Raw genomic sequence first — 22,533 nt, 5'->3', positions numbered from 1 at the left:
CGCTTCAAAAGATCAGTGGTAACCGGTATCGGCGTGCACCTTGCCACGGAACACCCGGTACGACCACGCCGTGTAGCCGAGGATGACCGGCAGCAGAATGACCAGGCCAACCAGGGTAAAGCCCAGCGAGGAGGCCGGCGCGGCGGCCTGCCACAGGGTCATCGACGGTGGCAGCAGGTAGGGCCACATGCCCAGTACCAGGCCGAGGAAGCCGAGCACGAACAGGGCCAGGCTGAGCAGGAACGGCGGCAGGTCATGGCGCGGGTGGTTGGCACTGCGCCACAGCGCGGCGGCTACCGCCAGGGTCAGCAGCGGCACCGGCGACAGCCACCAGAAGTTGCCGTCGCTGAACCAGCGCGCCATCAACCGCGAATCGAGGAACGGCAGCCAGCTGCTGACCAGGCCCATCGCCGCGATCACCGCCACCACCAGCGGCCGGGTCATCTGCCGCGCCAGCGCCTGCACGCGTCCCTCTGTCTTCAGGATCAGCCAGGTGCTGCCCAGCAGCGCATAGCCGGCCACCAGCGCGGCACCGGTCAGCATCGCGAACGGGCTGAACCAGGCGAACGGCCCGCCCTGATAGATACCGTCCACCAGCGGGATGCCCTGCACCAGCGTGCCCAGGATCACGCCCTGGGCGAACGTCGCCAGCAGCGAACCGAGGCCGAACGCCACGCTCCACAGCCGGCGTGACCGATGTGCCTTGAAGCGGAATTCAAAGGCCACGCCACGGAACACCAGCGCCACCACCAGCACCAGCACCGGCAGGTACAGCGCTGACAACAGCACCGCATAGGCCTTGGGAAAGGCCGCCAGCAGGCCGGCCCCCCCCAGCACCAGCCAGGTCTCGTTGCCGTCCCAGATCGGCGCGGCGGTGTTCATCATCAGGTCCAGCTGCTCCTCGTCCTCGGCGAAGGGGGCGAGGATGCCGATGCCAAGCACGAAGCCGTCCAGCACCACGTACATCAGCACGCCGAAGCCGATCACCGCGAACCACGCCACCGGCAGCCAGGTCATCAGGTCCATGTCAGCGCTCCTCCAGCGGTTCGTCGGCTGCCGACAGCGGGCGCGCCGGGGTGTGGCTGCCGTGGTCCAGCGACGGCCCTTCGGCGTAGGGCTGCGGTCCGTGGCGCAGGATCTTCACCAGGTACCAGATGCCCCAGCCGAACACGAAGGCGTAGCCGACCACGTAGACACCCAGCGACAGCGCGGTCATCCACGCGCTCTGCGGGCCGACCGCATCGGCGGTGCGCAGCAGGCCATACACCACCCACGGCTGGCGCCCCATCTCGGTGACGAACCACCCCGACAGCAGCGCGATGAAACCGCTGGGCAGCATCCAGTTCCAGCCGCGCAGCAGCCATGGCGAATCGAGCAGCTTGTTGCGCCACAGCTGGAAGGCCGACACCCAGGCCAGCAGCAGCATCAGCGTGCCCAGCCCGACCATGATGCGGAAGGCAAAGAACACCGGCGTCACCGGCGGCCGCTCGCTGGCCGGTACCGAGGTCAGCGGGTCGAAGGTGCCGTCCAGGCTGTGGGTCAGGATCACGCTGCCCAGCTTCGGGATGGCCACTTCGAAATCGTTGCGCTCCTCCTTCTCGTTGGGCAGCGCGAACACCACCAGCGGTACGCCCTCGCCTTCCCGGGTCTCATGCCAATGCGCTTCCACCGCCGCGATCTTCATCGGCTGGTGCTTGAGCGTGTTCAGGCCGTGCATGTCGCCGACGAAGATCTGCACCGGCACGGTCAGCGCGGCGAATGCCACGGCGGCGATCAGCATGCGCCGGCCCGCTTCCACGTGCGTGCCCTTGCGCAGGTACCACGCGCCCACGCCACCAATCACGAAACAGGTGGTAATGAACGAGCCCAGCGCCATGTGCGCGAGGCGGTAGGGGAACGAGGGATTGAACACCACCTGCCACCAGTTCACCGGATGCACGATGCCGTTGACCATCTCGTAGCCGGCCGGCGTGTGCAGCCAGCTGTTGGACGACAGGATCCAGAACGTGGAGAACAGCGTGCCCAGCGCAACCATGCAGGTGGACAGGAAATGCAGGCGCGGCGAGACCCGGCCCCAGCCGAACATCATCACGCCGAGGAAGCTGGCTTCGAGGAAGAACGCGGTCAGCACCTCGTAGGTCAGCAGCGGGCCGATGACCGTGCCGGCCACCTCGCTCAGCCGCGGCCAGTTGGTACCGAACTGGAAGGCCATGACGATGCCGCTGACCACGCCCATGCCGAACGACACCGCGAAGATCTTCTGCCAGAAGAAGTACAGCTCGCGCCACACGGGCAGCCTCGTGCGCAGCCAGCGCCACTCGATGAAGGCCAGCCAGCTGGCCGTACCGATGGTGAAGGCGGGGAACAGCACGTGGAAACTGATGACGAATCCGAACTGGATCCGGGACAACAACAACGCGTCCAAGGGACGCCTCCTGCCTGCGACCGGTGGGATACCGGACCACTTTAGGAGGATTTCGTTAAAACGGGATGCGACCGGGTGACGCGCTGCTTCACTTTGTCGCAGGGGTCAACCGTTCTGGTAGCTGCCAACCTTGGTTGGCACACACGCCCAAACGCCGACCCAGGTCGGCCTCTACCCACCGCGATTGGAGCGGCCCCTTGCCCGGCGGGTGCCTCAGTGCCAGAAATACCAGGCCGCCGCAGCCAGCAGGGCGCCAAACAACAGCACCTGCACCACCACATAACCCACGCCACCGTCGCGCGACTCAGCGGCAATGCGCTTCTGCAGCGCCTCGCTCACATCCGGCGTGTCTTCCTGCTGTGCCTGCTCACGCAACGCCTGTGCCAGCGCGCGCGCTTCCGCATCGCGAGGGTCGGTCGGTGGATTCACAGCAGCTCTCCGGCGGTGGCATGCCGCGTCAGTTCCTGCTTCAGGATCTGGCGCGCGCGGTGCAGATGGCTCTTGATGGTACCGCGCGCCAGCCCGGTCACCTGTTCGATCTCGGCCAGATCGAAATCCTCCAGGTAATGCAGGCCGACGATCAGGCGCTGCGGCGGACTCAGCCGTTCCAGTGCCGCGCCGAGCTGGCGCCCGGCCTGCAGCGCCTCGCTCAACTCGGCCGGCCCGGGGCCTTCATCGCCGATGCCCAGTTCCTCCGGCGCCTCCACCGCCACCATCCACTGCGCTTCCAGTCGCCGCCGGCGCAGGTGCTGCAACGCCGTGGTGTAGGCCACCCTTGAGACCCAGGTGCGCAGCGAGCATTCAAAACGAAACCGATGCAGCTGGCGGAACACGGCAAGGAAAGTTTCCTGCAGCAGGTCGGCGACCTGGTCGCGGTCGCCCACCATGCGTCCGATCACATGCGCGCAGGTGCGCTGGTGGGCCTGCACCAGCTGCGCGAAGGCCGACTGCGAGCCATCGATGATGGCCCGCACCAGGGCCTGGTCCGCGTCCAGCGCTTTGGCGGGGGCCGCCGTCGCCGCCGTATCCTCGCGGCGACGGCCCCGCAGTGCCGACAGCGCTTCGCCCAGCAGGCTCATGCGCGGGGCGCCCCCTGTGCCCGTGGCATGCCTGCCTCAGCCCTTGCGCGCGGCAGGCCGGGTGAAGTGCCAGGCCAGCAGCTGGCCGAGGCCGGCACTGCCGACCAGCGCGGCAGCGGCGCCAAAGGTCAGGTCACGGGCCCCGATGGCTTCCAGCAGGGCCAGGGCCAGGGCCAGGCAGACCAGGCTGATGCCCCAGCGCAACGCACCCTGGCGGCGGCGCTCTTCTTCCAGCACAGCCAGCGAGCGGATCACTTCCTCCGGTACGTGCGGGGCCACCAGCTTGCTGCGCGCGCGCGCATCGGCAATGGCATGGATCGCGTAGGCGATGCAGATGAAGAGGGTGATCGGGATCAGTTCCTGCATGGTCGGGCTCCTGTTCGGTGGATGATGCGGGTTCAGGAGAATGGATGCGCGACCACGGCAACCGGTTGCGCCACTTTGCCAATGCCGCTGCCATGACCTGTGGCCCCTGCCCCCGGCCCGGACGGCTGCTACCCTTGCCCGGTTTCCTCTTCTGGTGCCGTCCGCCCATGTCCCGAGTGCTGCCCCTGTCCCTCCTGCTGTCGGCCGTGCTGGCCGCACCGGCCGCGCATGCCGCGCCGACGCCGATCACCATCGAACAGGCCATGGCCGACCCGGACTGGATCGGTCCGCCGGTCGAGAAGGCCTGGTGGTCGTGGAACAGCCAGCAGGTGGAATACCAGCTCAAGCGCAACGGCAGCCCGGTGCGCGACACCTTCCGCCAGCCGGTGGCCGGCGGCGTGGCCGCGCAGGTGGCCGATGACCAGCGCGGTACCCTGGACGTCGCCGATCCGGTCTACGACCGCAGCCGCAGCCGCAGCGCCTTCGTGCGCAATGGCGATGTGTTCGTGCGCGACCTGCGCAGTGGCGCGCTGACCCAGCTGACCCGCAGCAACGAGCGCGCGGGCAATGTGAACTTCGCGGCCGACAACGGCGTGATCTGGCGCGTCGGCCAGAACTGGTTCCACTGGACCGCCGCCAGCGGCGTGCAGCAGGTGGCCAGCCTGAAGGCCGAGAAGGACCCGCGCACGCCGCCGAAGGCCGACGTGCTCCGCGACCAGCAGCTGCGCACGCTGGAAACCCTGCGCCGCGACCGCGAGCAGCGCGAGGCATTGAAGGACCAGGACCAGCGCTGGCGCCAGGCGGATCCGACCCGCGCACCGGGCCCGGTCTACCTGGGCGCCGACGTCGAGATCGGTGACAGCGTGCTGTCGCCGGACCTGACCCACCTGATCGTGGTGACCAAGCCGAAGGACTTCGACGACGGCCGCACCAGCAAGATGCCGCTGTACGTGACCGAGTCGGGCTACGAGGAAACCGAGGACACCCGCACCCGCGTCGGCCGTAACGGCTTCGAGCCACACACCCTGTGGTACGTGGATGTGCGCACCGGCAAGGCCGAGAAGGTCTCGCTGTCCGGCCTGCCGGGCATCAGCACCGACCCGCTGGCCGAACTGCGCCGCAAGGCCGGCAAGGATGCGCTGAAGGGCGAGCGCAGCGTGCAGGTGATGAGCGACTTCATGGGCGGCGGCATCCGCTGGAGCGCCGACGGCCAGCAGGCCGCGGTGATGCTGCGCGCCAACGACAACAAGGACCGCTGGATCATCAGCGTCAATGCTGCCGACGGCCGCGTGCAGAACCGCCACCGCCTGACCGACAACGCCTGGATCAACTGGGGCTTCAACGATTTCGGCTGGATGGCCGATGGCCGCACGCTGTGGCTGTTGTCCGAGGAATCGGGCTTCTCGCACCTGTACACCCAGGCCGGCACCGCCAAGCCGCAGGCGCTGACCAGCGGCAAGTGGGAAACCTCGGCACCGGTGCCGTCGGCCGATGGCAAGGGCTTCTACTTCCTGTGCAACCAGCAGGCGCCGCATGATTACGAAGTCTGCGCGGTCGACACCGGCAACCGCCAGGTGCGCGAGCTGACCAGCCTCAACGGCGTGGAAGACTTCTCGCTGTCGCCGGACGGCCAGCAGCTGCTGGTGCGCTACTCCGGCGCCTACCTGCCGCCGCAGTTGGCGGTGCTGCCCAGTGCCGGTGGCCAGGCGCGCGTGCTGACCGACACCCGCACCGCCGACTACAAGGCACGCCAGTGGATCCAGCCGAAGCTGGTGGCAGTGCCGTCCAAGCATGGTGCCGGCGTGGTCTGGGCCAAGTACTACGAACCGGAGAACAAGGAACCGGGCCGCAAGTACCCGATCGTGATGTTCGTGCACGGCGCCGGCTACCTGCAGAACGTGCACCAGCGCTACCCGGCCTATTTCCGCGAGCAGATGTTCCACAACCTGCTGGTGCAGAAGGGCTACATCGTGCTGGACATGGACTACCGCGGCAGCGAGGGCTACGGCCGCGACTGGCGCACGGCCATCTACCGCAACATGGGCCACCCGGAACTGGAAGACTACAAGGACGGCCTGGACTGGCTGGTCGACACCCAGCAGGGTGACCGCGACCACGCCGGCATCTACGGCGGTTCCTATGGCGGCTTCATGACCTTCATGGCGCTGTTCCGTGCGCCGGGCACCTTCAAGGCCGGCGCCGCGCTGCGCCCGGTGGTGGACTGGCACAACTACAACCACGGCTACACCAGCAACATCCTCAACACCCCGGACATCGACCCGGAGGCGTACCGCGTGTCCTCGCCGATCGAGTACGCACAGAACCTGCAGGACAACCTTCTGATCGCCCACGGCATGATGGATGACAACGTGTTCTTCCAGGACTCGGTGAACCTCACCCAGCGCCTGATCGAACTGCACAAGGACAACTGGTCGATCGCCCCGTACCCGCTGGAACGCCACGGCTATGTGCGTGCCGATTCCTGGCTGGACCAGTACAAGCGCATCCTCAAGCTGTTCGAGCAGAACCTGAAGTGAGCAATGCCGCAGCCACGATCCGGATCGTGGCTGCGGTCATCCTGGATGACCGCGGCCGGGCGCTGGTGGTGCGCAAGCAGGGTGCGCGCCGCTTCATCCAGCCCGGTGGCAAGCCCGAACCCGGCGAGGCGCCCCTGCAGGCGCTGGCCCGCGAGCTGGACGAGGAACTGGGCGTGCAGCTGCGCGCCGATGCCGCCATCGCGCTGGGCACGTTCGAGGACTGGGCTGTGAACGAGCCCGGCCACCGCGTGCAGGCACAGGCGTGGTGGGTGCAGGTGGACGGTGCGCCGCAGGCGCGCGCCGAAATTGCCGAACTGGCCTGGGTGCCGCTGCAACCGCCGCATGGCCTGCCCTTGGCACCCTTGAGCGAACACCATATCCTGCCGGCCGTCGCCACCCGGGCGACGGCCCGCTGAGCAGGCGGGCGCCGACTGCAAGGACATCGGATGTCAATGTCGATCCCGTCGATCCCCTCGCCGCTTTCCCCGGCCTATCACGCCTGGGTGCGCCCGGTCGCACAGGCTTCGTTCTGGCTGTCACTGCTGCTGACGATCTACTTCGTGCTGCAGGGACTGGTGCTGTGGCCGCTGCAGAACCTCGCGCTGTGGCACCTGGTGGAAGGTGAAGTGCAGCTCCAGCAGATGCACAGCCTGGTCTGGCTGCTGGCGCACCCGGTGGCCGCGTCAATGATCGTCGCGCTGTTGTGCCTGGCCTCGACCGTGTCCAGTTGGGGACTGCTGCGTGAACGTCGCTGGGGCCTGTGGAGCTTCGTGGTACTGCTGCTGCTGAGTGCCCTGACCAACTTCGCAGCCGCCTGGTGGCTGGACCTGTTCATGGGCGACTTCATTCCGTTGCTGGCCGATGACCCGGCCCTGCTGCAGGAACTGCAGCTGAAACGCTGGCTGATCACGCTGACCGTGGTCGGCATGTCGTTCGTGCTTCTCGGCCTGCAGGGCTGGCTGGCCTGGCGCCTGCTGCGCCCCGACGTGCACGCGCGCTTCCACTGAGTTCTTCCGGGCGTGGGCCAGGGCCTCCGGCAGCACCCGGCGTTTTGCCTTTGATCGTCAAGGAGACGACATGCTCTCACTCGCACCGTACCGCCACTGGCTGGCCTGGGCGTTGCTGCTGGCCACGCCGGTGGCCGCGGCACAGTCACCGCAATGCGGCCTGTTCAAGGCCGACGAAGGCAGCAGCACGCTGCGCGTCAGCTCATCCAACCGTGGCGAGCAGAAGCACTTCGGCAGCGCACCGACCCCGGTCGCGTTCCAGCAGATCGAAGGCAAGCTGCAGCTGGTGAATCTGGAATATGGCCTGCCCAGCGCGCTGCAGGTGCGCGACCGTGGCCGCACCCTCGAGGTGGACGGCACGGTCTACAGCCTGCAGGCCCCTGCACAGTGCGCCGCAGCCGCCGCGCCGGCTGCGGGCAGCTGCCTGGCCGATGCGGCGGCCTGCCTGGACAACCGCCACGAGGCGACCCCCACCGCGCTGGCAGCGGCGTGCCGGGAAGGCGTGCCCGGCATGTGCCTGCAGCTGGCCGATCGCTGGCATGACGAGGCCAGGGCGCCGGCCACGCCGGATGAGGCGCAGCAACAGGCCATCCTCGATACCGCACTGGCCGGCATCGAACTGCCTGTGCCGTGCCGGAATGGCGGCTTCAGCAACGAGACACCGGCCTGTGCAGCGGCGCTGGAAGCGGATCCGGCGCTGCAGGAGCAGATCGTCAAGGCCGCGATGGGTGCGGCGATGGTCGAAGCCGTGAGCTCCGTGCTGTCACCCTCCACGCCGGTGGTGGTGCCGGCCGCGCAGCGCCAGCAGCTGTTGCAGTTGTGCCAGCAGGTCGGCCATGGCGGCTTCTGCAGCCGCGTGGCCGAGCTCTCGTGGGAATCCGGCGACCCATTGCAGGCGGTGCAGGCACTGGCCACAGCGTGCGCGCCCGGCAATGACAGCGCCGCCTGTGAGCGCCTGCCTGCGTTGCAGGCGCTGGGCGCCTCGTTGCGGCCGCAGCCGGCTACGGCGCTGCCCTGCGGCACCTTCCGCGCCGCAGGTGGCCTGGTGGATACGCTGGACTTCGGCGATGCAGGACGGGTCGGCATCGGCTGGGACAGCCAGCTGCGTGCCCGTGTCGAAGACGGCGACGTCCGCATCCGCCACGACAAGGGCGGCGACTTCGTGCTGCGGCCGTTGCCCGGCGGCCAGCTGCTGGGCCTGGACACGTGGACACGCTTCCAGGTGTTCGTGCCGACCGGCGGGGGCGCGAGCACCTGCAGCCCGCCGAAACACTACACGGTGCTGCCGCTGCCGCAGGACTGCCCGCAGGCGCTGGCCAGCGGCGGTGCCGAAGCCTGCTGCGCGCAGGGCAAGCTGCAGGGCTGCAACATTCTTGGCAACCGTCTTGCGCTGTCCGGGCAGTGGCGACAGGCGGCAGAGCACTACACCACCGTGTGCCGTGCCGGCGTGCGCGAGGGCTGCGAGAACCTGGTCGCAGCGCAGGGCCGCAGCAGCGACGTCGACGCCCATGCGACGCTGGAGCGGCTGTGCGCCGCCGACCGCAGCGGGCGCCACGTCGCCTGCGATGTGCTGGACACCGGAAACTGGAGCGCCCTGGAGCTGGGTCGCGTCCTGCAGGAGGCGGTGGACGAAGCGACGGCCGAGGACGCTCCGGCGCCGCGCACTTCCAATCGCAAGCGCTGAGCCTGCCAGGGCCTGTCCGCAGCGTTGGCCGGGCCCTGCGGTAAAGTACGCGCCATGAACGAATTCGAGCGCGTTCGCGCCTACCTCACCGAGCTGCAGGACCGCATCTGTGCGGCGATCGAGGCCGTCGATGGCCGGGCCCGCTTCCAGGAAGACCTGTGGCAGCGTGCCGAGGGCGGTGGCGGGCGTACCCGCGTGCTGCGCGACGGTGCGGTGTTCGAGCAGGCCGGCATCGGCTTCTCCGACGTCGCTGGCAGCCGCCTGCCGCCGTCGGCCTCGGCCAACCGCCCGGAACTGGCGGGCGCCTCCTGGCGCGCCACCGGCGTGTCGCTGGTGTTCCACCCGCTCAACCCGTACGTGCCGACCACCCATGCCAACGTGCGCTTCTTCCAGGCGCAGCGCGACGGTGAAGTGGTAGCCAGCTGGTTCGGCGGCGGCTTCGACCTGACCCCGTTCTATCCGTTCGACGAGGACGTGCAGCACTGGCACCGGGTCGCACGCGATCTGTGTGCGCCGTTCGGCGACGAACGCTACGCCGCGCACAAGCGCTGGTGCGACGAATACTTCTTCCTGCGTCATCGCAACGAAACGCGCGGCGTCGGCGGTCTGTTCTTCGACGACCTGCACGGCGATTTCGAGCGCGATTTCGATTATCTGCGCGCGGTCGGCGACGGCTTCCTCGATGCGTACCTGCCGATCGTGCAGCAGCGCAAGGACACCCCGCATGGCGAACGCGAACGCGAGTTCCAGCTGTACCGCCGCGGCCGCTACGTGGAATTCAACCTGGTCTACGACCGCGGCACCCTGTTCGGGCTGCAGAGCGGTGGCCGCAGCGAAAGCATCCTGATGAGCCTGCCGCCGCGGGTGCGCTGGGAATACGGCTTCTCGCCTGAACCCGGCAGTGCCGAATCGCGCCTGGCCGACTACCTGGTGCCACGCGACTGGCTGTGAGGGGCGGCCTGGTCGTGCCGGCCCTGGGCTCGGCGCTACACGTCAGGTGCTCTTCCGCGCGATGATCGTGATGTGCCCGGTCGTCTCCAGCAGGGCGATCTTCACGTCCTCGATCTGCAGCCCGCCCTGCTGGCGCAGCGCGGCGTCGAAATCTGCACGGCTGATCAGTTCGCGGCGGAGAACGCCCTCCAACAGCCGGCCATCACGCGCGATCACGGTGGGCTCTCCTTCGATCATCCGCTCCATGCGCCGATTCCGGGTGGTCAACCAGCCCACCCCATAGTTCAGCACGATCAGGGTGGCCGCCAGCAGCAGGCCACCGCCCAGCGAGGTGTCAGTGCCCAGCAGCGCGTTCTGCACCGCGTTGCCCAGCAGCACGATCAGCAGCACGTCGAAGGGCGTGATCTGCCCCAGAGCCCGCTTGCCGCCCAGCCGGACCATGCCCAGCACCACCACATAGACCACCACCGCGCGCAGGATGAATTCCCACCACGGCATCGCCAGTGCGAACAGATCGGGCATCGTCTTCCCCTGCGGAGCGGTGGCCCAGCCTAGCACCTGGGGTCAGATCCCTTTGCCCGTCGGGCAAAGGGATCTGACCCCATCCGAGGTTCCGGCGACACAAATAAAAAGCCCCGCTGACCAGGGGGAGGTCAACGGGGCCGGGGAACGGGCACTTGGGGAGGAGTCCCCGTTCCGAGATCTGCTCCAGGGGATGGGAGAGATCCACAACAGGCATTGCGCCTGTCGGGAGTTATAGAAGCACTCCGAACACTAACGGTTCGTGAAGGGGCCCCATTTAATGAAATTCAATCGGGGCAACATTCATGGTCGAGTCAGAAACCCCCGACTCATGAACACATTCACGTCGTTTTCGGCCTGAAATGCCGTCAGTGCGCTTCGTCCCAGTTGTTGCCGACGCCCGTGTCGACCACCAGAGGCACCCGCAGCTTGGCCGCTTGCGACATGCGCTCCACCACCTGCAAACGCAAGTCTTCCACGAAACTGCTTTCGGTTTCGAACACCAGTTCATCGTGCACCTGCAGGATCATCCGTGCCGGTGCCCCGCTGTCGCGCAGCCACTGGTCCACATTCACCATTGCACGCTTGATGATGTCGGCGGCGGTGCCCTGCATCGGCGCGTTGATCGCGGCGCGCTCGGCCCCGGCACGCAGGCCCTGGTTGCGGGCGTGGATGTCGTTCAGGTACAGGCGGCGGCCGAACAGGGTTTCCACATAGCCCTGGTCACGGGCCTGCTGGCGCATCCGCTCCATGAAGTCGCGCACGCCCGGGTAGCGGCTGAAGTACAGCGCCACATAGTCCTGCGCCTGGCCCCGGTCGATGCCCAGGTTGCGGGCCAGGCCGAAGGCGCTCATGCCGTACATCAGGCCGAAGTTGATCGCCTTGGCGGCGCGGCGCTCGTTCGGGGTCACCTCCTCCAGCGTGCGCCCGAACACCTCGGCGGCGGTGGCACGGTGCACGTCGGCGCCCTGCTCGAAGGCGCGCACCAGGCCCGGATCCTCGGACAGGTGCGCCATGATCCGCAGCTCGATCTGCGAATAGTCAGCGGCCAGAAGCTGGCAGCCTTCCGGCGCCACGAACGCGCGACGGATGCGGCGGCCGTCCTCGGTGCGGATCGGGATGTTCTGCAGGTTCGGGTCCGACGAGGACAGGCGGCCGGTAGCGGCGCCGGACTGGTGGTAGCTGGTGTGCACCCGACCCGTGTCCGGATTGACCATCTCCGGCAGCTTGTCGGTGTAGGTGCTGCGCAGCTTGGCCAACCCGCGGTAGTCGAGGATCACCCGCGGCAGTTCGTGCTGGTCGGCAATCGCTTCCAGCGCCTCTTCGTTGGTGCTGGGCTGGCCCTTCGGGGTCTTCACCACTGCCGGCAGCTTCAGCTCGTCGAACAGCACCGCCTGCAGCTGCTTGGGCGAATCGAGGTTGAAGCTGCGGCCGGCCAGCTCGGTGGCCTTCTGCTGCGCGGCCAGCATGCGCGAGGACAGGTCCTGGCTCTGGCGGCGAAGTTCGTCGGTGTCGATCCGCACGCCGTTGGCTTCGATCGTGGTCAGCACCGGCACCAGCGGCATCTCGATGGTGCGGTACACGCTGTCCAGCGCCGGCTCGGCCAGCAGCTGCGGCTGCAACGCGTGGTGCAGGCGCAGGGTGATGTCGGCGTCTTCGGCCGCATAGCGGCTGGCTTCGTCGATGCCTACCTGCGAGAACGGGATCTGCTTGGCGCCCTTGCCGGCCACGTCCTCGAACTTGATGGTGCTGTAGCCCAGGTAACGCAGGGCCAGCGAATCCATGTCGTGGCGGGTGGCGGTGGAATTGAGCACGAAGCTCTCGAGCATGGTGTCATCGTGGTAGCCCTGCACCGCCACGCCGTGGCGGCGCAGCACATGCAGGTCGTACTTGCCGTGCTGGCCCAGCTTCTTTTTCGTTGGGTCCTGCAGCGCCGGGCGCAGTGCGTCCAGCACCTGCTGCATCGGCAGCTGGGCCGGCGCACCCGGGTAATCGTGGCCGACCGGAATGTACGCCGCCCTGCCCGGCTCGACGGCCAGGCTGATGCCCACCAGGCGCGCGCGCATCGCGTCCAGCGCGTCGGTCTCGGTATCGAAGCTGATCAGATCGGCCTGCTGCAGGCGTTCGACCCAGGCCTGCAGCTGCCCGCTGGTCAGCACGGTCTCGTATTCACCCGGCGCGGACAGTGCCGGATCCAGCGTGCCGGCGGCGGGCGCCTCGACGCTGCCACGCGCGAAGCCGGCCGCAGTGCCGCGCAGGCTCGGGGTCGCCTCGCTGGCAGCCACCGGTGCCGGCACAGGCGCGCCCAGCTCCTTCAGGGCCTGGGTGAAACCGTAACGCGTATACAGCTCGGTCAGCGCCGGCACATCCTGCTCGCGCAGCGCCAGCGTGGTCGGGCTGGCCTCCAGTTCCACATCGGTGCGGATCGTCACCAACTCGCGGTTCAGCGGCAGGCGTTCCAGTGCAGCGCGCAGGTTCTCGCCGATCTTGCCCTTCATGGTCGGCGCGGCCGCCATCACCCCGTCCAGGTGCTGGTACTCGGCCAGCCACTTGGCGGCGGTCTTCGGCCCGCACTTCTCCACGCCCGGCACGTTGTCGACCGCGTCGCCCATCAGCGCCAGCAGGTCGATGATCTGATCGGCGCGCACGCCGAACTTGTCCATCACCGCCGCGTCGGAATCCATGCGGCTGCCGGTCATGGTGTTGACCAGCTCGATGCCCGGCCGCACCAGCTGGGCGAAGTCCTTGTCGCCGGTGGAGATGGTCACCTTCAGGTCCTGCGCCAGGCCCTGCAGCGCAAGCGTGCCGATCACATCGTCGGCTTCCACGCCGGGGATGCGCAGGATGCTGATGCCCAGCGCTTCGACGATGCGGCACATCGGCTCGACCTGGCTGCGCAGTTCATCGGGCATCGGCGGGCGGTTGGCCTTGTACTGGTCGTACAGGTCATCACGGAAGGTCTTGCCGGGCGCATCGACCACGAACGCGACGTAGGCCGGGCGTTCCTTCAGCGTCGAACGCAGCATGTTGACCACGCCGAACAGCGCGCCGGTGGGTTCACCCTGTGCATTGGACAGGGGCGGCAGCGCGTGGAACGCGCGGTACAGGTAACTGGACCCGTCGATCAGGACTAATCTGCTCATGCGCCGATTCTACGCGCCCGTGCCTGCACCGCGGCGACACGGCGCGCACACCGCGATGGGGCATAATCAGGGCTCTTTCCAGGCAAAGGCCCCCGCCGATGAAGACCCTGATGCTGGCTTCCCTGCTCCTGCTCGCTGGCTGCGCCAGCATGGGTGGCGCGGGTGCTCCCCCGGTGGACGTCAAGGGCGCGGATGTGTCCAGGCGTACCATGGACAACGGCGATGTCATCGAGGAATACCGTGTGTCCGGCCAGCTGCGCATGGTCAAGGTGACCCCGTCGCGCGGTGCCCCGTTCTACATGTACGACAAGAACGGCGATGGCCGATTCGACAACGACAAGGATGGCGTGTCGCCGGTCTACTGGAAGCTGTACAGCTGGTGAGGTGACCGGGTCGGATCCCTGCGATCCAGTAGATCCACGCCATGCGTGGATTCACCCCAGCCCCCTACAAAAAACAACGCCGGCACGCATCCTGCGCACCGGCGTCGGGTCCCCTCCCCGGGGAACGCTTCAATCAGCGGGTATGGATCAGCGGATGACCAGTACCGGCAGCGTGCTGCGCGCCAGCACCTCGGCAGTCTGGCTGCCCAGCAGTACACGGGTCACGCCACGGCGGCCGTGCGAGGTCATCACGATCAGGTCGCTGTTGCGCTCGGCCGCCGTCTCGATGATGCCGTCGGCCGCGTAGCGGTCCAGCACGTGCACCGGGTTGGCCGTGATGCCCTGCTCGGCGGCCTTGGCCAGCGCCGGCTGCAGCACCTTCTGCGCGCCTTCCTCGCGGTCAGCCTTGTATTCCGGGCTGTTCATGTAGCCCACGCTCCAGCCCATGGCGTCATACATGCCCACGGCCCACGGCTCGGACACGGTCACGATATCGACCTCGGCATTGAGGTCCTTGGCCAGCTCCAGGCCCTTGGCCAGGCCCTTGTCGGCCAGCTCGGACCCGTCAGTGGCAATCAGGATGCGCTTGTACATGGTAGGGCTCCGTGGCGGTCTGCCAGATGGGAACAACACCATTACACACCGGATGTGGAGGCGGCGCCTTGAGCAGGATCAATCCGGCGCCGTGCAGCGGCCCGTGCGCGCCACCCGCTTGCCCGCCCCCCTTCTGTAGAGCCGAGCCCATGCTCGGCTTCGGATGCATGAGCCGAGCATGACTCGGCTCCACATTTTCCGCCCTCAGGCGATCTGCACCACGCGTGCGTTCTGGCACAGGGGGTAGCTGCCCACGAACTCAGCGATCGCATCGCGCATCGCCTCGAACGATTGGCCGTACATGTACAGCGCGGTCTCGCTCGGGCCCTGCCACCAGCTGCAGATCTCGCCAAGGCCATCAATGCGCTCGGACAGCTGCTCGAACACGTGGTTGGAATCGCACTGTTCGTAGACCTCGTCCGGCAGGTTCAGGCCATCCAGGTAGATGCCCAGGCCCGCGGTCACGCCGAAGCTGCGATCGGCTTCGCCTGCCCCCTGGATCTTCGACCCCTTCGGCGCACCCAGCTGCTCCAGCAGGTCGATCAGCTTGGGCACGCCATCGGCATCGACCAGCGCCACTTCGATATCGCCGTATTCGACCTCACCCAGATCGGACATCGCCGTGCCGCCGCCGGTGATCTCGCCGACATTGGCCGCCTGCAGCAGCGCATCGAGTGGGTCCTCGAACAGTTCGTGGCGATGTTCGGGCTGCAGCCGGGCATTCAACGTCACGGTGACGTGCAGCGCGGGTTCGGTCATGGGACGTTCCTGGAAGAAGTGCCGCCTATTGTAGAGCCGAGCCCATGCTCGGCTGCTTTTCCCGCCAGAAGCAGCCGAGCATGGGCTCGGCTCTACAACAGCCCGTCAGCGCAGGTACGGGGTCACCTTGCGCTTGAGCAGCTCCACCAGCACCGGGTCCATGTACTCGTAGTCATCCGGGATATCCAGGCAGATCACTCGCTTCTCCTTCAGCCACGGCTTGTAGCGGCTGGACAGCCGGTTGCGGTGCGCCTTCTCCATCACGAACACCAGGTCGGCCCACTGCAGCAGCTCGGGGCTGAGCACTTCCTCGGCGTCGGCCAGCAACCCGGCTGAGGCGGTCTCGATGCCCGGCCAATCGGCGAAGACCTGCTCGGCGGTGGGGCTGCGCAGGCGGTTCTGGCTGCAGAGGAAGAGCACGTTGCGGGTCATGAGCGCAGCCTAATCGGGGTCGGATCCCTTTTCCAACGGAAAGGGATCCGACCCCTCGGCGGTGATCAGATCACCGTCAGGTTGGCGTAGGCCATCACCAGCCACTTGCTGCCGGCGTCGGCGAATTCGACCTGCACGCGGGCGTGCGCGCCGCTGCCTTCGTAGTCGGTCACCATGCCTTCGCCGAACTTGGGATGGGTAACCAGCGCGCCGAGCTTGATCGGCGGCGCCTCGATCGAGGCATGACCCATCACTCGGCTGGCGCCCATCGAGGCCGGTCGCGAGACCTGCACCTTGGGGCGCACTTCGTGCAGCAGTTCACGCGGGATCTCGCGCAGGAAGCGCGACGGCAGGCTGTAGTTGTCCTGGCCGTGGATGCGGCGCGATTCGGCATAGCTCAGCACCAGTTTCTGGCGCGCGCGGGTAATGCCCACGTAGGCCAGCCGACGCTCTTCTTCCAGACGCCCACTTTCCTCCAGCGAACGTGCGCTGGGGAACAGGCCTTCCTCCAGGCCGGCCAGGAACACCAGCGGGAATTCCAGGCCCTTGGCCGAGTGCAGGGTCATCAGCTGCACGCCGTCCTCGCCCGCCTGCGCCTGGCCTTCACCGGCCTCCAGCGCGGCATAGGCCAGGAACGCGACCAGCTCGTCCATGTCCTCGCCCACTTCCTCGATGTCGTCGGCGCGGCGCACGAAGCGCGAGGCGACCGAGACCAGTTCGTCGAGGTTGTCGGTGCGCGATTCCGAGTCCAGCGCGTTGCGGCTTTCCTTGCTCCAGTGCTCGCGCAGCTGCGAGCGGGCCAGCACGTGGTCCACGCGCTCGGCCAGGGTCATGTGCACGGTCTGCGCCTGCAGCTCGTTGACCAGCCCCAGGAAGCCGGCCAGCGCATTGCGCGCGCGTGCGGCCAGCGCGTTGCCCTGGGTGACCAGCATGGTCGCTTCCCACAACGAAATGCCCTGCGCGCGCGCCTCGCGGCGCACTTCGTCCAGCGTGCGGTCGCCGATGCCACGTGTCGGGGTGTTGACCGCGCGCTCGAAGGCGGCGTCATCGTTGCGGTTGGACAGCAGGCGCAGGTAGGCCAGCGCATCCTTGATTTCGGCGCGCTCGAAGAAGCGCATGCCGCCATACACGCGGTACGGCACCTGTTCGCTCAGCAGCGCTTCTTCCAGCGCGCGCGACTGCGCGTTGCTGCGGTAGAGCACGGCCACTTCGGTGTAGCTGCCACCGTCGCGCACCCACTGGCGGGCGCGCTCGACGATGTAGCGCGCCTCGTCCATCTCGTTGTACGCCGCATACAGGTCGATCGGCTCGCCGTCGCCGCTGTCGGTCCACAGCTGCTTGCCGATGCGATCCGGGTTGTGCGCGATCACCGCGTTGGCGGCGCCGAGGATGTTGGCGGTGGAGCGGTAGTTCTGCTCCAGGCGGATGGTCTGTGCGCCCGGGAAGTCGCGCAGGAAGCCCTGCACGTTCTCGACCTTGGCACCGCGCCAGCCGTAGATGGCCTGGTCATCGTCGCCGACCACGAACACGTGGCCGGAATCGCCGGCCAGCACGCGCACGAAGGCGTACTGGATGGCGTTGGTGTCCTGGAACTCGTCCACCAGGATTTCGCGGAAGCGCGCGCGGTAATGCGCCAGCAGGGCCGGGTTGTCGCGCAGCAGTTCATGCGCGCGCAGCAGCAGCTCGGCGAAGTCGACCAGGCCGGCGCGGTCGCAGCGTGCCTGGTACTCGATGTAGGCCTGGCGCATGGTTTCCAGCCACGCATCGTGCGGTTCGGGCTGGATGTGCTGCGGGCGGCGGCCTTCGTCCTTCTGCGCGTTGATCCACCACGCGATCTGCTTGGGCGGGTACTTGCCGTCGTCCAGCTCCAGCGCCTGCACCACGCGCTTGACCAGCCGCAGCTGGTCGTCCGAGTCCATCACCTGGAAGCCTTCTGGCAGCTTGGCGTCCTGCCAGTGCAGGCGCAGCAGGCGGTTGGCCAGTCCGTGGAAGGTACCGATCCACATGCCACGGCTGCCATGGGGCAGCTGGGCGTCGATGCGGTGGCGCATTTCGCCGGCCGCCTTGTTGGTGAAGGTCACCGCGAAAATGCCGTGGGTCGGCACGCCATCGACTTCATGCAGCCAAGCGATGCGGTGGGTGAGTACGCGGGTCTTGCCGGAACCGGCACCGGCCAGCACCAGGTGGTGGCCGGGGGGAGCGGAGACGGCTTCGCGCTGGGCCGGGTTCAGGCCATCAAGCAGGTGGGAGACATCCATGCCTCCATTTTACGGCATCGCCGTCGCGGCTCCTGCGACCACCTGGCTGGCCAGCGCCTGCGCCTGCTGACGCAGTTCAGGCACCGCCAGGCTTTCCCACAGGCTGCCGATGCGCAGGCTGCCGAGCACGCCCAGCCGTGCCTGCGGCTGGCCACCGGCAGCACGCAGGCGGTCGCCCGGCACCGTGCTGTCCAGGCCCAGCCCATGCGGGCCGGGGCGTGCCAGGCCCTCGGCCTGCAGCTGCTGCAGCAACGGATTGCGCAGCGCATTGGCGCGGGTTTCCACGCCGGTGGCGTTGACCACGCCGCCGATCGTCCAGTGCTGTTCATTGCCGTTGGCATCGCGACCCGACAGCCGCAGGGCATCGCCTTCGCGGCCGACGCGTTGCAGGCGGGACCGGTGAATGCGCAGTTGGCCGCTTTCGATCAGCGCCTGCAGCTGTGCGTCGACCTCTTCGGCGATGCGGTGGCGATGCACGTCCCAGTAGCGCACCACATGGCGCAGGAAGCGGCGCTGGTCGGCCGCGTCGAGGCTGCACCACAGCGCCTGTCCATGCGGACGGATGCGGTCCATCACGCCCTGCCACGGCAGCCCGTCGGCCTGCGCCTGGCGAGCGAACCCGCGCAACGCGCGCAGGCGCTGGCGCAGGCTCATCGGCAGCAGCGCAGCCGGGTCGAACGTGGGCAGGCCACCATGCGCATGCGGAAGCGGCAGCAGGCCATGGCGCGAGATCACGTGCAGCGGGCCGGTGTGGCCGGCGGCAACCAGCGCCAGCACGGTGTCGGCCATGCTCAGGCCGGAGCCGACGATGGCCACGGCCTGCTCACCGGCCAGGGTACGCACGCCGTCGTAGTCCCAGGCCTCGATCACATCATCGGCGGGCAGTGCCTCGGCACCGGCCACCGGCAGCGGCCGCATGCTGTTGCCGGTGGCGAGCACCGCCTGCACGGCGTGCAGCGTCTGGGCATCGCCAAGTGTCAGCCGGTAGCCATGGTCATCCGGCTGCAGGCCCAGCACCGGCTGCGCGATCACCTGCAGCTGCGCCGGGCTGGCCGCAGCGGCCTCCTGCAGGCGCTGCTGCAGGTAGGCCGCAAAGTAGTGGCGGCATACGTAACGCTCGCCCAGCACCTCGCGCGCCTCGCCCGGGTAGGCGTTGGCGGCCATCAGGTAGTCGAGGAAATCGCCAGGCTGGTCGGCAAACGCACTCATCTTCGCCGCCGGCACGTTCAGCAGGTGCTCCGGCCACGGCGTGGCATAGGCGATGCCCTGCGCCAGCTGCGAGGCGGGTTCGAAGATGGCAATCGCCAGCGGCGCCTGGGCCTGGCGCAACACCTGGATCGCCACCAGCACCCCGGCCGCACCACCGCCGATGATTGCCAGGTCCAGTTCGCCATTACGCGGTGAATCAGTCATGCGCCGATTGTAGGCCATCGGCGATGACGGGCCGGGTTGCCGAAGCGGGCGATTGCCGCCATCTCACATCAACGCATCGGCCAGACGTGCGATGCCTTCGCGGCTGCGCCGCCACGTGGGGCGGCTGCGCCACTGCTGCAGGTCCAGCTGCCGCGACTCACGCAGGTAGCCATCCTCGATCGCACACAGCTGCTGCACCAGCGCGCGGTCGTAGCAGACCAGGCCGATCTCGGCATTCAGCGCGAATGAGCGGATGTCCATGTTGATCGAGCCGAGCACGGCGATGTCCTCGTCCACGCTCATGTGCTTGGCATGCAGGAACTGCGGCTCGTACAGCGCGATGCGCACGCCACAGCGCAGCAGCTCGTCGTAGTAGGCCTCCTGCGCCCACGACGTCAGCCGCTGGTTGTTGCTGGCCGAGAGGATCAGCTGCACCTGCACGCCGGACAAGGCCGCAATGCGCAACGCACTGAGCGTGGCTTCGTCAGGCACGAAATACGGCGTGACCATCACCAGCCGTCGCCGTGCCAGGTGGATCAGCGCCGCCACCGCATCACGCGCGTTGCTGTACGGATAGGCCGGGCCGCTGGGCAGCAGCTGGGTGGCGATGTCGTCGCTGCACTCGGGCACATCGGCGATGACGTCCAGGCGCTGGCCGGTTTCCATGTACCAGTCGCTGGCGAACACCGCTTCCAAATGCGCCACGGCCGGGCCACGCACGCGCGCCACCAGCTCGCGGTTCGGGTGGCCGGGCACGAACTGCGGGCCGGCCAGGTTCTGCGAACCGACATAGGCCACTTCGTTGTCGATCACCGCGATCTTGCGATGGTTGCGCAGATCCATGCGCCCGCTGCGGCGCCAGCGCAGGCCACCGGGCAGCATCGCGCGTACCTCGATGTCGCGCGCCTGCAGGCGCTTGCGATAGGCGCGCAGGCCGCGCTTGGCACCCACCGCATCCAGCAGCACGCGGCACTGCACGCCCCGTGCAGCCGCACGCTGCAGTGCCTCGACGATAGCCTCGCCGACCGCGTCGTCGAACATCAGGTAGTACAGCAGGTGCACCCGGTCTTCGGCCTGGTCGATGTCGGCGATCAGCGTGTGCAGCGATTCGTCGTAGTCGGTCAGCAGATCGACGGCGTTGCCGTGCACCGGCATGAAATCGCCCTGGCGCTGCACCAGCGGCACGATTTCGGCGCTGGCGGTGTCCGGCTGCGGTGTCCAGCGCAGGCGATGCTGCAGCGCCTGTTCCTCGCGGATGACCTGCGAGGCCTCGGCCTGGCGGCGGATGCGCTCGCGCGACAGCCACGGGTGGCCGAACAGCAGGTACAACGGCAGCCCCAGCAGCGGCACGAAGCCGACCAGCAGCAGCCAGCTGCGCGCCGCCCCCGGCGTGGTGCGGGTGGGGATCCAGCACAGCGCGACCAGCCGGATCAGCCAGTCGATCAGCAGCAGGTAGGAACCCAGCAACCACTCGAACAGCATCGTGTCGCCCGTCGGGAGGTGATGGGCCATTCTGCCCAGCGGCCTTTGTAGAGTCGAGCCATGCTCGACTGCCTTTCGGCCCGACCGCAGAGCAGCCGAGCGTGGGCTCGGCTCTACAGAATGGCTCAGTGCCGCACCGGCACCTCGCACAGCTGGCGTACCGAATCGGCATGGCGGCGGCCGTTGAGCGCCATGCAGGCAATGGCCTGCGCGGCCCGCTCCAGCTGCGCCTCCGGCAGCGGCGACGGTGCGCCGTTGGCCAGTGCCAAGTGGTGATCGCACAGCAGCAGCGCCATGCCCTCGATGCCTTGCAACATGCGCTGCAGGCGCAGCCAGCCCAGTTCCAGGTCCTGGCGGTGTGATGGGGTGTTCATGCAACCTCCTTCAACGGATCTGGCCACCGGTGAAGGTGGCGGACGATGCGTGGTTGCAATACCGGGGAACAAGCAACGGAAACCAAACCGGCGGGCACGCGGCCCCCACGCACCGCCCGCCATAAGGCAGAGCGGGTCGCCAGCCGCTGCACACGCAGAGACAGCGGCTGGCGAATTTACCGTTACTCGATTCCTCGGGATTGCAAGCCCGACCGCTGCAACCGCAGCGGCTCGCCATCATGGGCACGGCCACGCCCGTCGTTCCAATCGATTTGAACCGTGCGAGGCGCCGGAACCGGTAGGAACAATCACTTATCGCATTCAGCCCTTCGCTCCAGGCATGGTGCCATTGGCGACAGCGTGCGCAGGGACTGCCCAGTGCCGACCAACGGTCGGCACCCACCACGGCAATGCAGGAAGTTCCCACCACCCGAATGCCAGACATGAAAAAACCCGCCACAGGGGCGGGTTTCTTCGCGGGGACCAGCAATCCGTGCGGATTACTTGATCTTGCCTTCCTTGTACAGGACGTGCTTGCGCACGACCGGATCGTACTTCAGGAATTCCATCTTCCCCGGGGTGTTCTTCTTGTTCTTGTCCGTGGTGTAGAAGTGGCCGGTACCGGCCGAGGAAATCATACGGACCTTATCGCGCTTGCCTGCCATGATGCTTTACTCCTCAGACCTTTTCGCCGCGCGCACGCAGCTCAGCCAGAACGGAATCAATGCCGTTCTTGTCGATGGTGCGCAGTGCATGCGCGGAAACACGAAGCTTGACCCAGCGGTTCTCGCTGGCCACCCAGAAACGGCGCTCGTGCAGATTCGGCAGGAAACGACGACGGGTCTTGTTGTTGGCGTGCGAGACGTTGTTACCCGTCTGCACTCGCTTGCCGGAAACCTGGCATACGCGGGACATTGCGCACCTCGATAGTAGTAGTTGTCAGCCCGTAGCCCGGGAGACGGCGGCCTCGATGGTTGCCCACCACACGTCAAGAGAATCAAAGGGTTACGCTGGCGTTGGGCGGCCGGGGACGTGCTCCCGGGGACGCCGCCCGGTAGAAAACCGGACACAGCGAGCCGCGCATTATGCACCGGTTCAAGCACTTGCGCAAGTTACCCACAGGC

Annotated in this window: 22 protein-coding genes; 6 read left to right on the top strand and 16 right to left on the bottom strand. The window is 67.6% G+C overall.

The features are described from left to right. Window positions 1-12 precede the first annotated feature (12 nt). The 5 genes from cydB to AC5P8U_RS14915 all read right to left on the bottom strand — a co-directional run bounded on the left by cydB (window position 13) and on the right by AC5P8U_RS14915 (window position 3,870). Window positions 13-1,026, bottom strand: coding sequence for a cytochrome d ubiquinol oxidase subunit II (cydB, locus tag AC5P8U_RS14935; protein ID WP_188241461.1), 1,014 nt, complete (start codon window positions 1,024-1,026; stop codon window positions 13-15). Window position 1,027: 1 nt separating this feature from the next. Further along, window positions 1,028-2,425: a cytochrome ubiquinol oxidase subunit I gene (locus AC5P8U_RS14930; protein WP_188241462.1), complete on the bottom strand. Its 1,398-nt coding sequence runs from the start codon at window positions 2,423-2,425 to the stop codon at window positions 1,028-1,030. Window positions 2,426-2,638: 213 nt separating this feature from the next. After that, window positions 2,639-2,854, bottom strand: coding sequence for a hypothetical protein (locus AC5P8U_RS14925; RefSeq protein ID WP_053498343.1), 216 nt, complete (start codon window positions 2,852-2,854; stop codon window positions 2,639-2,641). Then, window positions 2,851-3,504 (bottom strand): RNA polymerase sigma factor, encoded by a 654-nt coding sequence (locus tag AC5P8U_RS14920; protein ID WP_188241463.1) that lies wholly within the window; start codon window positions 3,502-3,504, stop codon window positions 2,851-2,853. The genes AC5P8U_RS14925 and AC5P8U_RS14920 overlap by 4 nt, the downstream gene beginning before the upstream one ends. A 36-nt stretch (window positions 3,505-3,540) precedes the next feature. Then, entirely contained in the window at window positions 3,541-3,870 is a 330-nt protein-coding gene (locus AC5P8U_RS14915; RefSeq protein WP_153854822.1) for a hypothetical protein, read from the bottom strand. Window positions 3,871-4,037: 167 nt separating this feature from the next. Here AC5P8U_RS14915 and AC5P8U_RS14910 point away from each other — a divergent pair, with 167 nt between their 5' ends. The 5 genes from AC5P8U_RS14910 (at window position 4,038) to hemF (ending at window position 10,049) form a co-directional block, all read left to right on the top strand. Then, window positions 4,038-6,407: a S9 family peptidase gene (locus tag AC5P8U_RS14910; protein ID WP_065177831.1), complete on the top strand. Its 2,370-nt coding sequence runs from the start codon at window positions 4,038-4,040 to the stop codon at window positions 6,405-6,407. After that, window positions 6,404-6,823, top strand: coding sequence for an NUDIX hydrolase (locus AC5P8U_RS14905; protein ID WP_005420325.1), 420 nt, complete (start codon window positions 6,404-6,406; stop codon window positions 6,821-6,823). Before AC5P8U_RS14910 ends, AC5P8U_RS14905 begins: the two co-directional genes overlap by 4 nt. Before the next feature lie 30 nt (window positions 6,824-6,853). Further along, complete coding sequence (locus AC5P8U_RS14900; RefSeq protein WP_447897335.1) at window positions 6,854-7,414, top strand: hypothetical protein; 561 nt, start codon at window positions 6,854-6,856, stop codon at window positions 7,412-7,414. A 70-nt stretch (window positions 7,415-7,484) separates the two neighbouring features. After that, window positions 7,485-9,098 (top strand): hypothetical protein, encoded by a 1,614-nt coding sequence (locus AC5P8U_RS14895; RefSeq protein WP_072167802.1) that lies wholly within the window; start codon window positions 7,485-7,487, stop codon window positions 9,096-9,098. Between the two features lie 54 nt (window positions 9,099-9,152). Next, a complete protein-coding gene (hemF, locus tag AC5P8U_RS14890; RefSeq protein WP_072167801.1) occupies window positions 9,153-10,049 on the top strand; it encodes an oxygen-dependent coproporphyrinogen oxidase in 897 nt (298 codons plus the stop codon). A 42-nt stretch (window positions 10,050-10,091) separates the two neighbouring features. Here the strand turns inward: hemF and AC5P8U_RS14885 are convergent, their stop codons facing one another. After that, window positions 10,092-10,571 (bottom strand): DUF421 domain-containing protein, encoded by a 480-nt coding sequence (locus AC5P8U_RS14885; RefSeq protein ID WP_072167800.1) that lies wholly within the window; start codon window positions 10,569-10,571, stop codon window positions 10,092-10,094. 368 nt (window positions 10,572-10,939) lie between these two features. Further along, window positions 10,940-13,714, bottom strand: a complete 2,775-nt coding sequence (gene polA, locus AC5P8U_RS14880; RefSeq protein ID WP_495214206.1) for a DNA polymerase I — start codon at window positions 13,712-13,714, stop codon at window positions 10,940-10,942. A 98-nt stretch (window positions 13,715-13,812) separates the two neighbouring features. On the opposite strand from polA, the gene AC5P8U_RS14875 reads away from it, so the two are divergent. Then, on the top strand, window positions 13,813-14,097 hold the full coding sequence (locus AC5P8U_RS14875) for a DUF2782 domain-containing protein (RefSeq protein WP_049443782.1): 285 nt from the start codon (window positions 13,813-13,815) through the stop codon (window positions 14,095-14,097). A gap of 147 nt (window positions 14,098-14,244) precedes the next feature. Here AC5P8U_RS14875 and AC5P8U_RS14870 read toward each other — a convergent pair whose 3' ends face one another. The 9 genes from AC5P8U_RS14870 to rpmB all read right to left on the bottom strand — a co-directional run bounded on the left by AC5P8U_RS14870 (window position 14,245) and on the right by rpmB (window position 22,324). After that, window positions 14,245-14,691 (bottom strand): universal stress protein, encoded by a 447-nt coding sequence (locus tag AC5P8U_RS14870; RefSeq protein WP_005420335.1) that lies wholly within the window; start codon window positions 14,689-14,691, stop codon window positions 14,245-14,247. A 204-nt stretch (window positions 14,692-14,895) separates the two neighbouring features. Further along, window positions 14,896-15,450, bottom strand: a complete 555-nt coding sequence (locus AC5P8U_RS14865) for a thioredoxin domain-containing protein (RefSeq protein WP_072167798.1) — start codon at window positions 15,448-15,450, stop codon at window positions 14,896-14,898. Between the two features lie 105 nt (window positions 15,451-15,555). Further along, entirely contained in the window at window positions 15,556-15,882 is a 327-nt protein-coding gene (locus AC5P8U_RS14860; RefSeq protein ID WP_072167797.1) for a low molecular weight protein tyrosine phosphatase family protein, read from the bottom strand. Between the two features lie 65 nt (window positions 15,883-15,947). Beyond that, a complete protein-coding gene (gene uvrD / locus AC5P8U_RS14855) occupies window positions 15,948-18,140 on the bottom strand; it encodes a DNA helicase II (RefSeq protein WP_088497393.1) in 2,193 nt (730 codons plus the stop codon). 9 nt (window positions 18,141-18,149) lie between these two features. Beyond that, complete coding sequence (locus AC5P8U_RS14850) at window positions 18,150-19,571, bottom strand: FAD/NAD(P)-binding protein (protein WP_111008163.1); 1,422 nt, start codon at window positions 19,569-19,571, stop codon at window positions 18,150-18,152. Between the two features lie 45 nt (window positions 19,572-19,616). Continuing rightward, window positions 19,617-21,035 (bottom strand): cardiolipin synthase, encoded by a 1,419-nt coding sequence (gene cls, locus AC5P8U_RS14845; RefSeq protein ID WP_014648869.1) that lies wholly within the window; start codon window positions 21,033-21,035, stop codon window positions 19,617-19,619. A gap of 125 nt (window positions 21,036-21,160) precedes the next feature. Beyond that, a complete protein-coding gene (locus AC5P8U_RS14840; protein ID WP_005420350.1) occupies window positions 21,161-21,409 on the bottom strand; it encodes a hypothetical protein in 249 nt (82 codons plus the stop codon). Window positions 21,410-21,909: 500 nt separating this feature from the next. Next, window positions 21,910-22,077, bottom strand: coding sequence for a 50S ribosomal protein L33 (rpmG, locus tag AC5P8U_RS14835; protein ID WP_169411268.1), 168 nt, complete (start codon window positions 22,075-22,077; stop codon window positions 21,910-21,912). A gap of 10 nt (window positions 22,078-22,087) precedes the next feature. Next, window positions 22,088-22,324: a 50S ribosomal protein L28 gene (rpmB, locus tag AC5P8U_RS14830; protein ID WP_005411638.1), complete on the bottom strand. Its 237-nt coding sequence runs from the start codon at window positions 22,322-22,324 to the stop codon at window positions 22,088-22,090. Window positions 22,325-22,533 lie beyond the last annotated feature (209 nt).

This window comes from Stenotrophomonas sp. YJH_SMC_81 (genome assembly GCF_059370875.1).
The sequence above is the reverse complement of the archived record's forward strand: the minus strand, read 5'-3'. Positions and strand labels throughout refer to the sequence as shown.

Excerpts from the sequence above, each read along its gene's own strand:
- cydB (WP_188241461.1), bottom strand. The coding sequence starts at position 1,026 with ATGGACCTGATGACCTGGCTGCCGGTGGCGTGGTTCGCGGTGATCGGC.
- AC5P8U_RS14920 (WP_188241463.1), bottom strand. The coding sequence starts at position 3,504 with ATGAGCCTGCTGGGCGAAGCGCTGTCGGCACTGCGGGGCCGTCGCCGC.
- AC5P8U_RS14915 (WP_153854822.1), bottom strand. The coding sequence starts at position 3,870 with ATGCAGGAACTGATCCCGATCACCCTCTTCATCTGCATCGCCTACGCG.
- AC5P8U_RS14910 (WP_065177831.1), top strand. The coding sequence starts at position 4,038 with ATGTCCCGAGTGCTGCCCCTGTCCCTCCTGCTGTCGGCCGTGCTGGCC.
- AC5P8U_RS14900 (WP_447897335.1), top strand. The coding sequence starts at position 6,854 with ATGTCAATGTCGATCCCGTCGATCCCCTCGCCGCTTTCCCCGGCCTAT.
- AC5P8U_RS14895 (WP_072167802.1), top strand. The coding sequence starts at position 7,485 with ATGCTCTCACTCGCACCGTACCGCCACTGGCTGGCCTGGGCGTTGCTG.
- hemF (WP_072167801.1), top strand. The coding sequence starts at position 9,153 with ATGAACGAATTCGAGCGCGTTCGCGCCTACCTCACCGAGCTGCAGGAC.
- AC5P8U_RS14885 (WP_072167800.1), bottom strand. The coding sequence starts at position 10,571 with ATGCCCGATCTGTTCGCACTGGCGATGCCGTGGTGGGAATTCATCCTG.
- polA (WP_495214206.1), bottom strand. The coding sequence starts at position 13,714 with ATGAGCAGATTAGTCCTGATCGACGGGTCCAGTTACCTGTACCGCGCG.
- AC5P8U_RS14875 (WP_049443782.1), top strand. The coding sequence starts at position 13,813 with ATGAAGACCCTGATGCTGGCTTCCCTGCTCCTGCTCGCTGGCTGCGCC.
- AC5P8U_RS14870 (WP_005420335.1), bottom strand. The coding sequence starts at position 14,691 with ATGTACAAGCGCATCCTGATTGCCACTGACGGGTCCGAGCTGGCCGAC.
- AC5P8U_RS14865 (WP_072167798.1), bottom strand. The coding sequence starts at position 15,450 with ATGACCGAACCCGCGCTGCACGTCACCGTGACGTTGAATGCCCGGCTG.
- AC5P8U_RS14860 (WP_072167797.1), bottom strand. The coding sequence starts at position 15,882 with ATGACCCGCAACGTGCTCTTCCTCTGCAGCCAGAACCGCCTGCGCAGC.
- uvrD (WP_088497393.1), bottom strand. The coding sequence starts at position 18,140 with ATGGATGTCTCCCACCTGCTTGATGGCCTGAACCCGGCCCAGCGCGAA.
- AC5P8U_RS14850 (WP_111008163.1), bottom strand. The coding sequence starts at position 19,571 with ATGGCCTACAATCGGCGCATGACTGATTCACCGCGTAATGGCGAACTG.
- cls (WP_014648869.1), bottom strand. The coding sequence starts at position 21,035 with ATGCTGTTCGAGTGGTTGCTGGGTTCCTACCTGCTGCTGATCGACTGG.
- AC5P8U_RS14840 (WP_005420350.1), bottom strand. The coding sequence starts at position 21,409 with ATGAACACCCCATCACACCGCCAGGACCTGGAACTGGGCTGGCTGCGC.
- rpmB (WP_005411638.1), bottom strand. The coding sequence starts at position 22,324 with ATGTCCCGCGTATGCCAGGTTTCCGGCAAGCGAGTGCAGACGGGTAAC.